The 15,880-nt window shown below is 50.9% G+C and carries 13 protein-coding genes; 3 read left to right on the plus strand and 10 right to left on the minus strand.

Translation table 11 applies throughout. The annotated features are described in order from the left end of the window. Positions 1–14 precede the first annotated feature (14 nt). From NG346_RS00940 to NG346_RS00950, 3 genes are all read left to right on the plus strand, one after another. Complete coding sequence (locus tag NG346_RS00940) at positions 15–1,298, plus strand: LptF/LptG family permease (RefSeq protein ID WP_262278758.1); 1,284 nt, start codon at positions 15–17, stop codon at positions 1,296–1,298. A gap of 110 nt (positions 1,299–1,408) precedes the next feature. Continuing rightward, the gene (locus NG346_RS00945; RefSeq protein ID WP_262278757.1) at positions 1,409–3,175 is read left to right on the plus strand and encodes a DEAD/DEAH box helicase; all 1,767 of its coding nucleotides are present in this window, start codon (positions 1,409–1,411) and stop codon (positions 3,173–3,175) included. Positions 3,176–3,216: 41 nt separating this feature from the next. After that, the gene (locus NG346_RS00950) at positions 3,217–4,659 is read left to right on the plus strand and encodes a C69 family dipeptidase (RefSeq protein WP_262278756.1); all 1,443 of its coding nucleotides are present in this window, start codon (positions 3,217–3,219) and stop codon (positions 4,657–4,659) included. A gap of 122 nt (positions 4,660–4,781) precedes the next feature. On the opposite strand, the gene NG346_RS00955 is transcribed toward NG346_RS00950, so the two are convergent. The 10 genes from NG346_RS00955 to NG346_RS01000 all read right to left on the minus strand — a co-directional run bounded on the left by NG346_RS00955 (position 4,782) and on the right by NG346_RS01000 (position 15,326). Next, positions 4,782–5,849 carry a hypothetical protein gene (locus NG346_RS00955; protein ID WP_262278755.1) on the minus strand — a complete coding sequence of 356 codons (1,068 nt, stop codon included), beginning with the start codon at positions 5,847–5,849 and terminating at the stop codon, positions 4,782–4,784. A 58-nt stretch (positions 5,850–5,907) separates the two neighbouring features. Then, the gene (locus tag NG346_RS00960; protein WP_262278754.1) at positions 5,908–6,630 is read right to left on the minus strand and encodes a YiiX/YebB-like N1pC/P60 family cysteine hydrolase; all 723 of its coding nucleotides are present in this window, start codon (positions 6,628–6,630) and stop codon (positions 5,908–5,910) included. Between the two features lie 40 nt (positions 6,631–6,670). Next, entirely contained in the window at positions 6,671–7,531 is an 861-nt protein-coding gene (locus NG346_RS00965) for a DUF1460 domain-containing protein (protein WP_262278753.1), read from the minus strand. A gap of 34 nt (positions 7,532–7,565) precedes the next feature. Continuing rightward, on the minus strand, positions 7,566–8,636 hold the full coding sequence (locus tag NG346_RS00970) for a DUF4421 domain-containing protein (RefSeq protein WP_262278752.1): 1,071 nt from the start codon (positions 8,634–8,636) through the stop codon (positions 7,566–7,568). Between the two features lie 5 nt (positions 8,637–8,641). Continuing rightward, positions 8,642–9,625: a Gfo/Idh/MocA family protein gene (locus NG346_RS00975; protein ID WP_262278751.1), complete on the minus strand. Its 984-nt coding sequence runs from the start codon at positions 9,623–9,625 to the stop codon at positions 8,642–8,644. 222 nt (positions 9,626–9,847) lie between these two features. After that, complete coding sequence (locus tag NG346_RS00980) at positions 9,848–11,086, minus strand: ABC transporter permease (RefSeq protein ID WP_262278750.1); 1,239 nt, start codon at positions 11,084–11,086, stop codon at positions 9,848–9,850. 5 nt (positions 11,087–11,091) lie between these two features. Next, positions 11,092–11,874 (minus strand): ABC transporter ATP-binding protein, encoded by a 783-nt coding sequence (locus tag NG346_RS00985; RefSeq protein ID WP_262278749.1) that lies wholly within the window; start codon positions 11,872–11,874, stop codon positions 11,092–11,094. A 118-nt stretch (positions 11,875–11,992) separates the two neighbouring features. Next, positions 11,993–13,228 (minus strand): efflux RND transporter periplasmic adaptor subunit, encoded by a 1,236-nt coding sequence (locus NG346_RS00990; protein WP_262288119.1) that lies wholly within the window; start codon positions 13,226–13,228, stop codon positions 11,993–11,995. A gap of 81 nt (positions 13,229–13,309) precedes the next feature. Beyond that, entirely contained in the window at positions 13,310–14,635 is a 1,326-nt protein-coding gene (locus NG346_RS00995; RefSeq protein ID WP_262278927.1) for a TolC family protein, read from the minus strand. 256 nt (positions 14,636–14,891) lie between these two features. Then, positions 14,892–15,326: a copper resistance protein NlpE gene (locus tag NG346_RS01000; protein WP_262278747.1), complete on the minus strand. Its 435-nt coding sequence runs from the start codon at positions 15,324–15,326 to the stop codon at positions 14,892–14,894. Positions 15,327–15,880: the final 554 nt, after the last annotated feature.

A 15,880-nucleotide genomic window follows, 5' to 3' on the forward strand; every position in this document is an offset into this window, starting at 1 on the left:
TTATCGTTACGTTCATGAAAAGTTTTAGCAAGATACGTAAACACCGCAGACGCTACAAGGTAGCCCGCTGGATGAGCCGTCATCCGGCGTGGCTGCACAAGGGCTTTGGCTGGATAGCACGCCACACTCGTCTGCTGCAACGTATATTGAAGTGGATCGGACATCTCTTCCGTTTCCTCAGGGTATTGAAGTACATCAATCCCTTCAGATATATCAAGAAGATCGACTGGTATATCATCCGCAAGTTCATCGGCACCTATTTCTTCTCCATCGCACTGATCATCTCCATCTCCATTGTCTTCGATGTCAATGAGAACCTGGCGAAGTTTACGCAGTACCATGCACCGTTGCGGGCCATCGTCTTTGACTATTATGCCAACTTCATCCCCTACTTCGCCAACCTCTTCAGCGCGTTGTTTGTCTTCATTGCCGTGATCTTCTTCACGTCGAAGATGGCCGGCAACTCCGAGATCATCGCCATGTTGGCCACGGGCATCTCGTTCAAGCGGCTGCTCAGACCCTACATGTTCACGTGCGTGCTGTTGGCCGGTCTGTCGTATTACCTCTCAGCTTATGTTATCCCCCACGGCACGGTGATCCGGCAGAACTTCGAGTCGATGTACAAGAACAAGAAAAAGCAGACGTCGGCCGACAATGTGCAGTTGCAGGTGGGACCCGGCGTGATCGCGTACATCCAGCACTACGACGACACGCAAAAGCAGGGCTTCGGCTTCTGTCTCGACCGTTTCAAGGACAAGAAGCTCATCTCGCACCTCACGGCCATGACGATTCAGTACGACACCATCTCTGACAACAAGTTCCATTGGAAGCTTAGCAACTGGAAGGTACGACAGCTCAAGGGCCTGCGCGAGCATATCACCACCGGTGATGTCAAGGACACAATCATACAGATGGAGCCAATGGATCTCGTCTATTCCAAAGGACAACAGGAGACATTCACCTCTCCGGCACTGAGAGACTACATCTCCAAGCAAATCAACCGCGGTTCGGGCAATGTGGTGCAGTATGAGGTGGAGTATCACAAACGCATTGCCTCGTCTTTCGCCTCGTTCATCCTGACGATCATCGGTGCCTCGCTTTCTGCCAGAAAGCGTAAGGGCGGCATGGGCATGTACCTTGGTATCGGACTGGCACTGAGCTTTACCTATATCATGTTGCAGACCGTTTCGGCCTCCTTTGCCATCAACGCAGGCTTCCCGCCGATGCTTGCAGCATGGATGCCCAACCTGATCTTCATCATCATCGCACTGATCTGTTACCGTCAGGCACCGAATTAATGAGTAATGTATAGTGTATAAATCATAAATAATAAATAACAGACTGTTCAGAATAACACGTAAGGTGGGTACACCTTATTTATATTAAACGATAAAAAGAAACATATATAATGAGATTTGAAGAATTAGACTTAAGCGATAACGTCCTTGACGCACTCTATGACATGCGCTTCGAGGAATGCACACCAGTGCAGGAGAAGTGTATCCCCGAAATACTTAGCGGCCGCGACGTGCTCGGCGTAGCACAGACCGGAACCGGCAAGACAGCAGCCTACCTGCTGCCGATCCTTTCCAAACTCGACGACGGCGGATACCCCGACAATGCCGTCAATTGCGTCATCATGTCGCCCACACGCGAGCTCGCCCAGCAGATCGACCAGGCCATGCAGGGCTTTGCCTACTATACACCAGACGTGAGCAGCGTGGCTGTCTACGGCGGCAATGACGGCAACCGCTACGACCAAGAGCTTAAGAGTATGAAGTCAGGAGTCGACGTGGTCATTGCCACACCGGGACGACTCATCTCTCACATCAGCTTGGGCAACGTCGATCTGAGCAAGGTGAGCTTTTTCGTACTCGACGAGGCCGACCGTATGCTCGACATGGGATTCTCTGACGACATCATGAAGATTGCCTCGCAACTGCCTCAGACTTGTCAGACGATCATGTTCTCAGCCACGATGCCGAAGGACATCGAAAAGCTCGCGCAGAGTTTGTTGAAGGACCCTGTGGAGGTGAAACTGGCTGTGAGCAAGCCTGCGGAGAAGATTCAGCAGAGTGCCTATATCTGTTATGAAACACAGAAACTCAAGATCATTGAGGACATCTTCAAGGCTGGTGACCTGAAACGCGTCATCATCTTCTCGGGCAGCAAGCAGAAGGTGAAGCATATCAACCAGGCACTCACCCGCCTGCATATCAACAGCGGTGAGATGCACTCTGATCTTGATCAGGCAGAGCGCGACGATATGATGTTCAAGTTCAAGAGCGGACAGATCGACGTCTTGGTGGCTACGGACATCCTGGCACGCGGCATTGACATCGACGACATCGCCATGGTGATCAACTACGATGTTCCCCACGATGCCGAAGACTATGTCCATCGCATCGGCCGTACGGCACGTGCCGACCGCGACGGCGTTGCCATCACGCTCGTCAACGAAGACGATATGTATGCTTTCCACCAGATCGAGAAGTTCCTTGAGAAGGATATCAAGAAGAATCCACTGCCTGAAGGCTGTGGTGAGGGCCCGGAGTACACGATCTCTAAGCGCAATGGCAAGACTTCGGCGAAGAGCCGTCGACGCAAAGACCGGGATCATACTGCACACAAAGACACCAAGCGTGCCAACCGCAATGCACAGAACCAGCAGGGCGCACAGGGCGAACAGTGCGACGGCCGTCGTAATAACCGCCGGCAACGTGGCAACCGCAACAATGCGGAGGTGCAGACCAATGAGCAAAACCCGATGACCGACAGCAGAGCTGACAACGAGCAGACCCTCAACAAGGGCAACCGCAACAACCGCAACAAGGACAGACGTAACGGCGACAACCGCAATAGGGACAACCGTAACGGCGAGAACCGTAACAATGAGGCTCACAACGGTGAGAACCGTGGCGCCGAGGAGCGTCAAGGCCAAGAGCGCAAACGCAACAACCGCCGGCATCGTGGCCAGAAGGACGAGGGTCGCAATCCGCAAAACGGAAATGCACAGGACTACAGAAAGAAGGGGGCACAAGGCAACAGACCCAAGTCGAAAAAACGTCCACAGCAGCAACCGGCAACTCAGTCTGCCCCGACACAGAGCAAGGGCATCGGCAGCGTGCTGCGCCATCCGCTGAAATGGCTGCGCTCGCTGGGCCGCAAGAAATAAGATATCACAAACATCATACGATCTTATAATCATCAAAGACTATGGAAAAGAAAGAAAAGGAAATCAAGGGTCACTTGACCTCAGAGTGCACGACGATCGTTGTCGGCTGCAAGGCTACAAGTGATGGATCACACATCTATGCCCGTTCCGAGGATTTCGACGCCATGCGCTGCAAGAACTGGCTGGTCTTCCCCGACACCGACAACGGTCCCGAGGAGTTTGTCGCTGACGACAGTGGCTTCCGCTGCCCGTTGCCCAAGAAGCGGCTGGGCTATACCGCCCTGCCCGACTATCAATACCATCACGAGTGGGGAAGCGCTGGCTTCAACTCGCTGGGCATCGGTGAGAGCAGCACGGAGACGATCTTCAGCAGTCCCAAAGCATTGGAGTTTGATCCATACGTCAAGGATGGACTCGCTGAGAACTGCACTTACAACATCGTGCTGCCCTATATCCACTCAGCACGCGAGGGCGTGGAGCGACTCGGCGCCCTGATCGAGAAATATGGTTCTGCTGAGGGTTTCGGCATCGGATTCATCGATAATAAGGAGACTTGGTACCTCGAGAACTGCTGTGGACACCGTTTCCTGGCTTGCCGTATGCCTAACGACAAGTATTTCGTGACGGGTAACCAGAGTCGTTTCCGCAAATATGATCCCAACGACAAGGAGAACTATATCGCGTCGAAGGATCTCATCGAGTTCGCACAGGAGCATGGACTGTACGACCCTTCAAAGGGCGAGTTCGACTTCCACGAAGCTTACTCCAAGGACGACAAAGACGATACCACCTATAACTATCCACGTGTATGGGGACTGCAGGGAATCTTCACCCCGGGCATGAAGCAGGATGTGACGAAGAACACGTTCCCCGTCTTTGCTGAACCCGAAAAGCCAATCACCATCGCGCGTCTGCGCAATGCGTTCCGCTTCCACTACGACGGCACGGACCATGATCCTTATCTCCACAACAACGGCAAGGAGCCTTTCCGTCCCGTGTCGATCTTCCGCACCACACAGACTCACCTCATGCAGGTGCGCCCGTGGCTGCCGAAAGAAATCGGTTGCATCACTTACGTAGCCAACGGCATGGCAGACCTCGGCGTGTTCCTGCCTATCTATCAGGGCATCTCTTCTTTCCCGAAAGCCTATAGCATTGGCGACAACCACTGCGACTCAGCCTCTGCTTACTGGCGTTTCCGCAAGGTGATGACACTGGGCATGGTCAACTACAACGCCTATGCGCCACTGATCAAGGAGACCTATGCCAAGCTCGAAGCTGAGAACGATCAGCGGCAGAAAGAGTTTGAGGAGCGCTATCTCGCCATCTATAAGGAGCGTCCGATGGAAGCTCACGACATGTTGCAGGCCTTCAGCGACCAGCTCTTCAACCATGCGCTTGAGGTCGCTGACGCTCTGGTCAACGAGCTCTTCACACGCATCGCCATCGACACGCAAAAGGAATATCTGTTCCACGGAGCGTAAACGAATGATAAATGTTGAATGATTAGTAAGTCTTTCAACATTCATCAATAGATAATAAGCAAATACCCCAAAGTCACCACAACGGTAGCTTTGGGGTATTGCTTTTCTCCCCCTTGGGGGAATTAGAGAGGGGCTTCTATTTTCAACCTATACTTATCCGTGTACACGATGCTCATGATCTTCGGCAATACTTTGAAGCGACGTGTCAGTGCCAAGGCCACGTGTCCCATCGTGCGTCTGAGGTTCAGCTCCACGCAGGGATGCACCATCAGCTTGTTGTCCACGCTGACCACCATCATGTCGACACCTAAGGGGCCGCGATAGCTGTTGCCAAGCTCTCTGGCGAGTACCATTGTCAACTGCTCCTTGATTAGTATGAGCTGGTCAGCGCTAATCCAAGTTGCCAATCGTGCAACTTTGTCCTCCTCCGTGTCGAGGATGCTGGCCGTGTAAGCACCACTGCGTGTGTCGAAGACCGACAATCCGCAATAGCGCACCGTACCGCGACCGTCTGAAATGAACTCCATGGCAAAGTCCGACACCTTATTATAATAGGGCTCCAGCATGAGACAGCCCTGCCGACCTATGACGTTACGAGCCCAGTTGTGCATCGGTGCGACGTACGATGCTTGATCCTGCCCGTCAAGATACCTTATTCCTCTGCCGCTGCTGCTCCACGGAGCCTTTACCACAACGCGGCCATGATCATGCAGCAAAGCCATTAAACAGCTGACATTGGATACTGTCGTAGCTTCGCCCACAGTATTGGGCAGACGACGCATAGCCGGCAACACGTGTTCAGCAGCCCATTGACGATGACTCATCTGCCGGATAGCTTCCATACGGTTGGGCATCGGCAGCAGCGCAGGAGACACCCCTGCCTTTGTCATTCGACGGAATAGTGCCTGATCCCAACCCCACGGATCAATCTCCTCGGGTTGACGCACATCCAGCACCTCCGCAATTCTCTTCCAGCTATGCCATGATCCCTTTGCTTTCAACCCTAAATGCCGGAAAGCTTCCTTAGCCGCTTCAACGTCTTCCACGATGACTTTGTCACCTTCCTCGGCCCATATCATCGGCAAGAAACCTAAGTCGTGGCGCAATTGCCGAGCAGCATGTGGAGCGGTAAACTGCTCTACATGTGCACCCAACGCTATATCATGTTCAGGATTGAATATATGAATCATTGTTTCGTTTCTTTGTATTGTTAAATGCAAAGATACAAATATTAGTGCAATATCATGGTTATTGTACTGGGCTTTGTGTTTTTTTTATATTTGTTATAAGCAAGCCAAGTATGACAGTATTGGCATCCCGAGAGATTTGTCCAGGGTTGGTGCCAGGCTTTCCTTCTGGAACTTCAAGTCCACGCCGATGATAGAAATTCCGCCAGTAGCGTATTATCTTGCCATGCTCGTTGTGAAACGACATAGGAATAGTACCGTAGATAGGCTTGCCATTGTTGTCGTATAGCATTTTCTGCACCAGTTCACTACAGTACATCGCTTGATCATCGGGCATGTAGAGAGAGTCGTAAGGTAGGCCTCGATAGCATTCCCATTTATCCATCAGTCGTTTAAGGTCTACATCTTTGCGCGGTCTTCCCACAACCACGCTACTTATCAAGTTGGGCTGATGATTCCGCTTTATGAAAGAAGAGAGAAGTGTAAATGTCACGCCCTGTGCTGCTGTTGCCTCCATAACAAATAGTCCGTCCGCCGAGCGGAATACAATGCCGACATGATCGATGGGCATGTGGTCAACACCCTCTGTCACTTCGGTAATTGCATTGCCTTTTGGGTTGAGCACAAAAAGCAAGTCAGCAGTGCGGAGGCTGTCTGTCGTCACAGTCTGAATATTTTTTTCCCCAACATTGGCCCACGTCGCAGAAATGTTCAGTGTACTTAACAGGGCAACTAATAGTATTGCAAGATGTTTCATGAATCTTTCTATATCTTCTTTTGTCATTTATGAAGTGTATGTCAACGGAAGGGTTGAATTTGACCTTTTATATTGCCCTTACAACTCTAATGCCTGTAAACGTCGGGTGCTCCATCATGTAAGTGCGGAAAAGTTTGGGCTCCTCAACCACATGGTGCCGGATGGCAGAAGCGTTGAGTAGATGAAGACCATCAGCATGCCAAACAGCAATACCGATATGACTGGTGTCGAGACCACGCTTAGAGGTGAGGATGACGATGATGTCGCCATTGTGAATGGTGGACCTCAGCAGTGCGCTATTGTCCAATGCGGCCTTGGGAATATAGCGATAAGTGTGTCCCGAAATACTGTCCTCCATCTTCCTGATCTCGCCAATCCAATTGGGATGCATCTTCAACATTGGATATGCCGACGGGTGTGTAGTCATGTAATTCACGCTGACCAACTGCTTTGCCGTGAACGGAGGCACCGGTCCCTGCAAGTCGGTGACCAGTCTCTTTCTCACGTTCTGATTGATCCAATAGGTGAAATAGTGCTGACGCGTAGGATAAGACACGATGCCGTCGCGATAGCGGATCAGTGCCAGCTCTTTGCAGAAATGAGTAAAATCCGGTGTCTTCCGCTTCATACATTCCGAGAGTGCCAGGACCGTCTCAACCAATGTTGTGCAGTCAAACTGCCGCAGATTCACCACAAGTTGCTCCTCCTTGTGCTGATCAAGTGTCTTGGCCACATAAGGCAAGCCTATGAGTTGCCGGCCAAAGAACAGCATGTAGTTGGAGTCCCGCACCTCGCGATGTGCTTTTCTGAACAGTTTCATGACTTTGATAGAATCGCTGCGCCAATAGTCGATCCGGGCAGCGTGTGCCTCTGCTGCTCCCATAAAGAGCAAACAAAAGAACAACAGATATTTGATTTTCTTCTTCATCTGATGAGCTATTATCCTGATTGATATATCGTGTTTATCGTTTTCCAAAGTTGAAACCTACATAGAAATTGAGGTTTCCGAAAATGTTATTGGTGTAGAACTCCTTGCGATGATAAGTGATGAACTGCCATACAGAGCTGCATCCGGCATACCAACGGTTGTTATTCCACACAACAGCACTTCTCAAGATACCGTCGACATTCAGATTGCGGAAGTCAAAGTCCAGGAAATTCTTGAGATTTGTTGACTTCACCTCATTGGTTGCGCGCTTATATGCCAAACAGGCCTGCACCGAGATGTCGAACAGGAAATTGCGTGCAAAAACCCAGTTATAAGCATATCCTCCGGAAACGTTGTAGGCAGAGTAATCGATGTTACTGAATGTCATCGAGGAGTCCATCACCGACATGACTTCCTTCGACAGCCTCGTGGCAGCCAGTTCCTGTAGGGCTGTCCAATTGATGTCAAGGCTATGTTTGGTATATCCGATACCTGCAATCGCTGTTCCGCATGAACGCTTCTGCCTCGTACTCTGTGCGTATGCGGCCGGATATGAGAATTTTCTGTGATTAAAGATATAGTAGAGGTTAAAGCCTTTGATGGAAGAACTCAGGTCTTTGAAGTCCACATTCTTCATTGCCGACGTATCAAACTTCTTTCCGAGATTAATTCCCGCAATGTGATAGTCATTGCCCGATTTGCGGTAAAACAGATCCACGCCAATCTGATTGCTGTATAAACTCAGGTTAAAGTCCTGCTTCTTATCCGAAGCACCCAGATGCACCAAGTCGATGGTGTAGCCCAAGAATACCCACCGCCAACCGAAATAGGGTCCCAACTTATACGAAGGGTCGGGTGAGAAATAATATTCGTGACCGTTTTTATTTCTCATGTGGTAGCTCTCAAACGTGTTGGTGTTCTGAATCATCGCCGACCAGTTGTAGTGCTGCGGCTCTATGTAAGCGGTATCGATGCTCGAAAAATTACGTACAATCCTACGCACACGGCTGATCTTGTGCTGTGTGGAATCGCTGCATTCTTCACCCCACGACAGTAGGACGACCATGCAGAAAAGGAGAAATGTAGCGTATCGAAGCTTCAACATCTTCATCAGAACTTACCAAGAATGCGGTCCATGACCCAGTTGACCGGCGTAGCACTCACGCTCGTGCATTCACATTCGGCCTCGCCTTGCAGATGGCGGATCACCTCGCGGATGATCGGCAACTGCACATAGGAAGGATTGGGGACGACGTAGCTGACATTGCCCTCGCTGGTCACGACATGGATGGGATCGTAGTTGTAGACCGAGAAATAGAGCGATCCCTTGTCGCCGACGACCGTGATTCGGTCTTCCTTGGCACTCTCGTGACCCACAAAGCACCACGACGCACTGCCTGGGATACCCGAGGCAAAGATAAATGCGGCACTGATCGTGTCCTCTGCCTTGTAGAGATGAGCACGGTTGGTGGGATAGCCATGGGCACGCGTGATGACGCCAAAGATATGCTGAAGGATATCCAACTGGTGCGGAGCCAGGTCATAGAAGTAGCCTCCACCTGAGATGTCGGGCTGCAAACGCCACGGCAAACTGTTGACAGCACGGTAGTCGAGGTCGCGTGGCGGCACAGAGAACTGTATCTGCACATTGAGTATCTTGCCCAACGTGCCCTCGTTGATGATCTCCTCCACCTTTTGGAAGTAAGGCAGATAGCGTCGGTAATAGGCCACAAAGCAGGGCACGCCGGTCATCTCGCTGATGCGGTTGATGCGCAGACAATCCTCATAGCTTGCTGCCAGAGGCTTCTCGACATAGCAAGGCTTATGGGCCCGCATGGCCATGATGGCAAACGTGGCATGACTCGAAGGTGGCGTGGCAATATAGATGGCGTTGACATCAGGGTCGTCGATGAGCTGCTGGGCATCGGTATACCACTTGCGGATATGATGACGCTCGGCATAGGAGCGCGCCTTGTCCTCGTTACGGCTCATCACCGCCTCGACATGCGATCCCTCCACGACGTTGAAAGCGGGGCCGGACTTCTTCTCTGTTACCTCGCCACAACCTATGAATCCCCAACTGATCTCTTTCATAACATTCTTTTTTGCAAACTTACAAAAAAAAACGCAAAGCGCAAAGAGATGCACCAAATAATCAGTGCCACTAAGCAGGAACCAGACGGTAAGAGAGCGATGGCTTGAATACGGAAGCCGGTATGAAGCAAACTTACAATAAGGAAGGCCAAATTCTATATAACAGAAACGGCCGCCACGAAAGCATCATGACGGCCGCCCTATAACTAAAATCCTTTAAGACTACTCATACCTGATCGCCTCAATAGGATCCAGACGTGCTGCTTTCTTGGCAGGATACCAGCCGAAGAAAACGCCCGTGAACGTGCAGACTGCAAAACTCATGATGATACTCCACAGCTCTATATAGATCGGCCAGTGAGCAAACATCTTCACAGCGTAACTGGCACCAATACCGAGCAACACACCGATGATGCCGCCCGTGACACTCAGCATGATGGCTTCGATGAGAAACTGATTGAGGATGTCCACGCCACGGGCGCCGACACTCATGCGCAAACCAATCTCACGGGTGCGCTCAGTGACACTGACATACATGATGTTCATGATGCCGATGCCACCCACTATCAGCGAGATGCCTGCCACACAGCCCAGGAGAATGGTCATCATGTCGGTGGTGGAGTTCATCATCGACGAGAGCTCTTCCTGCGACCGTATGTTGAAATCGTCGTCGTCGCCCTGCGTGGTGTCTGTGGCATCCTTGAGTTTATGGTTGCGGCGAAGGATGGTGGTCATCTCTGCCGTGGCTTTGTCGGTGACATCCTCGGTGATAGCCGAGGCCTGTATCTCGCTCAGATAGGTCTGGGCGAGGATTCGCTTCATCACCGTCGTGTAAGGTGCCAGCACGAGATCGTCCTGATCCATACCCATGGAGTTGTAGCCTTTCTTCTTCAGCACGCCGATGACACGGAAGGGAATGGTGTTGAAGCGCACCACACGCCCCACAGGATCACTGCCGTCGGGGAAGAGATAGTCCACCACAGTCTGTCCGAGGATACACACCTTTGCGCCCGCCTTGATGTCCTGATCGGTGAACATGTCGCCGTCGCTGACGCTCAGCTGGCGTATGTCGAGGTACTCCCGGTTGACACCATAGAGCGTCGACTGCGTGTTGTTGTTGCCATAGATAAACTGTCCCGAGCTGCTGACCACAGGACTGATGCCCTTGATGTAGTTGCACTCATCGCGCAGCGACTCATAGTCCGAGAGTTTCAGCGTCTGCATGGCCGACGGATCTTGTCGTACGCCACCGCGCATGTCAGCACCCGGATGGATCATGATCATATTGGAACCCATCTCTGCAATGTTGGCCTGAATGCTTCGCTTCGAACCTTGTCCTATGGCGAGCATCGTAATGACCGACGCCACGCCAATGATAATGCCCAGTGCTGTGAGAAACGACCGCATCTTGTTGGCCATGATCGCACGCAGGGCTATTTTGAAAAGATTGGTATAGTTCATGTTTCCTATTCGTCGGTATTGGCCGGAAGGGCGGCAAGGCCCTCCGCGGCGCTTTGTATATGTGGATTATATTCGTCGCTGATGACGTGTCCGTCACGCAACTGGATGTTGCGGCAAGAATAGTGCGCGATATCGGGATTGTGGGTCACGAAGATGATCGTACGTCCCTCGGCATAGAGTTTCTGAAAAAGTACAAGAATCTCAAACGACGTGCGGGTATCGAGATTACCCGTCGCCTCGTCAGCAAGAATCACGGCAGGATTGTTGACCAGGGCCCGGGCTATGGCCACACGCTGCATCTGACCACCCGACATCTGGTTGGACTTGTGATAGAGTCTGTCGCCCAGTCCTACAGCCTTCAAGGCTTCTACCGACCGGCGGAAGCGTTCTTGGGCCGACACGTCGGGATTGTACATCAGCGGCAACTCCACGTTCTCCACCGATGTCGTCTTTGGCAGCAGATTATAGTTCTGAAAGATAAAACCTATCTTGCGGTTGCGCAGCACGGCACGTTGGCTCTTCGACATCGTGCGCACGGAGACGCCATCGAGAAAATAGTCGCCGCTCGTGGGCGTGTCGAGACAGCCGAGCTGGTTGAGAAGCGTGGACTTTCCGGAACCGGACTTACCCATGATGGTGACAAACTCACCCTCATAGATCTTGAACGACACCCCACGCAGCGCATGTACGGTCTCGTCACCGACCAAGAAGTCACGCTTCACATCCCGCAACTCTATGACGACTTTGCGATTGCCGCCATTGCTGATATCATGATTATTGTTGTTCATTGTGGCTTTCCTGTTTTGTTGAATCAATCATCCTTCAACATTGAGCATTCTACATTGCTTTCATTCATCATTCAACATTGAACACTCAACATTGCTTCCATTTATCATTCAACATTCATTACTTCTTCTTGCTTCCCGGTCCTTTCGGCGCAAACGGACTGGACTCACTGGAAGAAGTCGTGTTGTCGTCGCCGTCATCATCGGGCATTGCGGAACTGATGCCCGTGATGACCTTAGCGCCACGACTGATACCACTGAGTATCTGAGTATGCGAACCGTCAGTCATTCCGATGTTGACACGATGAGCCACCACAGTGTTGCCCTCGATCGTCCAAACCTTGTTCTTGGCATTGGCGATGTCTTTGATCTTCATACCGCCAACGGTCTCTTTCTCCGGTGTGAAGCGCAGTGCCTTGCTGGGCACGCTGAGCACACCCTTGTTCTCCTGGGTATAGATGGTGACAGTAGCCGTCAGTCCCGGCTTCAACTTCAGGTCAGCATTCGGTGCGCTGATCACTACAGAATACGTCACCACGTTGTTCGTTGTCGTAGCCTCCTGGCGCACCTGCTTGACGGTACCGGAGAAGGTGTTGTCGGGATAAGCATCCACGGTGAACGTCACGCGCTCTCCCACCTTCACGTCGCCGATGTCAGCCTCATCGACATCTGCCACGACCTGCATATTGGTCAAGTCCTTGGCAATGGTGAACAGCGTAGGCGTACTGAAGCTGGCGGCCACCGTCTGGCCTTCCTCCACGCTCTTCGAGAGCACGATGCCGTCGATCGGCGAAGTAATTGTGGCATAGCCCAGGTTGGTCTGCGCTTTCTTCACCTGCTCGCGGGCTGCCGACACCTGGTCGCGTGCCGAAGACACACTGGCCATCGCCGTCTGATAGCTCAGGCGGGCACTCTCGTAATCATTGCCCGAGATGAGTCCTTTCTGATAAAGCGCCTTGTTGCGGCGGAAGTTGGCAGCCTGATAGCTCAGACTACTCTCTGCGCTCGACAAGGAAGCCTTGGCCTGTTCGAGGTTGGCCTTCGCTGAGTTTAGCTCACTGATCAGGTTTGACTTGTCGAGCTCAGCGATGACCTGCCCTTTCTTCACCACACTGTTGTAGTCGACATAGAGCTTACTGACGATACCCGACACCTGCGTACCCACCGTGACGGAGGTCACCGGCTCGATCGTACCCGTTGCCGTCACCGTGTTCACGATGTTGGCAGGTGCCACCTCGGCGGTGTTGAACTGCACCTGCTCTTTCTTTTTGTTGCCGGACAAGAGGAAAGCCACCACGGCCAGCACGACGACGATGGCTACCAATATCCAGACTTTGCTGATTTTAATCTTTTTCATTTTTCTCTTTATCAATTTCTGTTTTGTGTTTTCTTTCTTGTGTTTGACTCGTGCTGTGTCTGTGTTGTGTTCTCGTCTCTCTTATTGTTTCAAGGTTCCGTTCTGATAGAATTTCAGCATATCCTGATTGAGGATAGCCAGGTATTTAGCCTGCAACTCGGCCTGCTGTGCCTTGAGCAGCGCATTCTTGCCATTCATGAGCTCAATGACATTCTTCAAGTTTTGCTTGAACTGCTCCTGCAGCAGGTTGTAACTGGTCTGCGCGCTCTCGGTGCTGACTTTGGCACTTCGATACTGCGCCTGGTTATTGACCGCCTGCAACCAATAGTTTTCGATGGTGGAATAGAGCGTGGTTTGCTTGTCGCGAAGGTCAAGCTCATTGGACTGCCGCTCAAGGATGGCCCGGTTGACAGCGGTTTTGGTCTGTCGGTTGTCAAAGAGCGGCACGCTGAGCGTCACCCCACCACCAAAGGCAAAGTTGTTTTTCAGCTGTGTGCCCCAGTTATTATTGCTCATCGACGTGGTGTTGCTGTTCAGCCCGGCACTTAGGCTCACCGTGGGCATTTTCCCGGCTTTTGCTATCTTCAACTGCAAGTCGCTGGCTTTAATGGCTGTGGCCGCACGCTGTATCTCCGGACGGTTGGCCAATGCGCTCTCATAGACAGAGGATACACTCGGAACAGCCGCCAAGGCCATGGCATCGGTCGTGGTTGGTACAGTCACATCGAACTCTTCCTCACTGGTGATTTGCAGCAGTTGCTTGAGCTGACGTTTATACTCTCTCAGACTACTCTCAGCCTGCACCACTGCGTATTCGTCTTGGGCCCGCTGGGCAGTGAGCTGTGCCAAATCAGCTTTGCTCATGCTGCCGACCTTGACAAATTCCTTGCCGCGAGCCTCGTTGGCCTTGGAAGCCTCAAGCGTAGCCTTGTTGACGGCGACGGCATCCTTGGAATAGAGAATCTGCACGAAGAGCTGAGCAATCTGCTCCTGAATGCTGTTGGCAGTAGTCGCCGAGTCAAGACGGGCCTCATCGACAGAAAGCTGGTCAAGCTTCACCTGATTGTGGTTTCTGTTGCCGTTCCATACCGTCCAGGAAGCGTTGATGCCGTATGAACCATTGTAGTAAGTCTTGTCGACATTGGTCTGCACCTTGTCGCCGGCAATCATGTAGCTGCCACGCTCAGGCCATGGGTTATAGGTGACGTTTTGCGATGTCGATGCCGACAGCGAGGGCAGCAGGGCCGACTTGCTCTGCAACAAGGTCTCCTGTGCGCTCTGATAGTTCACTACCGACTTGCGCAACGAGATGTTGTTGGCCAACGCATAGTTGACACAGTCGCCCAAAGTCCATTGTTTGGCCTGGAGCGCCATGTTGCTACCGCCGAGCAATAGTAAAGCACTCATAAGAATCTTTGCGTTTCTCTTAATCATATTCGACTTATTTATTCTGATAATTAATAATTCTTTGATGGCACTTGATTTCAAACGTTTAGCATAAGTCTTTAGGTTTAAGCTTCATTAACCTCAATGAAGGCTACACCTTATTATATATACATAACCTTTCCTACCTTTTGTTCACTTAAGTTTTAGGGACTGTAAGCCGAACAAGTTATACCTCTTTAAGCGACTGAGCAAACATCACGAAACCAACGGCAAAAGATTATTTCGTTAACACATAGAACTTGGCGATCTCACCTTCGGGTTCTGTGCCAAGCGAATCAGTCATAATGATAGATTTGGCATCCTTCACCTTGTAGTAAGTCTTCTCACCGGAAGAAGGGGTGACGAGTTCGATGAGCTTTCCATCCTTGAGATGATAGACGCCACTGGTGACGAACTGGCCGTCTTTCTTGCCAATATAGTCACTCGACAGGTTATAAGTACTGTCAGAACTGATCGTGAGCACCGTCTTAATGCCTTCACAGTCAGCGGCTGGCAGGGTTCCACGGTAAGTGCCACAATAGGAAGTGTCTACGACCGCACTATCGTTAATTGCCACCTTTGTGGAATCAGCACTTGCAGCCGGCTGGGCTTTCTTGCCGCCACAGGCTGCCATCATCAGGGCAAGGCCCAATACTGGAATGAGTTTCTTCATACGCTTGTAAATGTTGTTTGGTGAATGATATTCGACGATGGCAATGCATGATCCTGCTTAAAGGATATAGACACTGCCATTTCTTTGGCAAACTTACAAAAAATAATCGGAATCTGCGTCAGAAGAATAAAAAATATGAAGGGCTGACACTAATTATATAATATTCTGAATGACACAGCCGATGCTACAATAGGCAAATTATATATGTTTTTTTAAAGACTTCCAACGACTTGACTAAAAAAGAGTCTAAAAAAGCAATTTAATCCCAAGAACAGTGATTATAAGTATTTGGGGCTAAATGACGATTGCCTCTATAGTGATTCCAAAATATTAACGCACCAAACAACCAAGACTGTGTAGACCTTTCAGGAAAGACTTCCAATGATAAATCTTATTGACAAAAGTCTGTCAACCTTTGAGCACATTCTAGAAAAGCATCCAAGCAGAAAACACGAAATAAAAGAGAGCAAAAGGAGAAAAGAGTGGGATGACAGGGTCAAAAAGGTTAGATGATAGGATGAAACAACCGAGATGACCGAGTGAAACAACCGAGA

Source organism: Hallella absiana (genome assembly GCF_025457485.1).
Taxonomy (GTDB): domain Bacteria; phylum Bacteroidota; class Bacteroidia; order Bacteroidales; family Bacteroidaceae; genus Prevotella; species Prevotella absiana.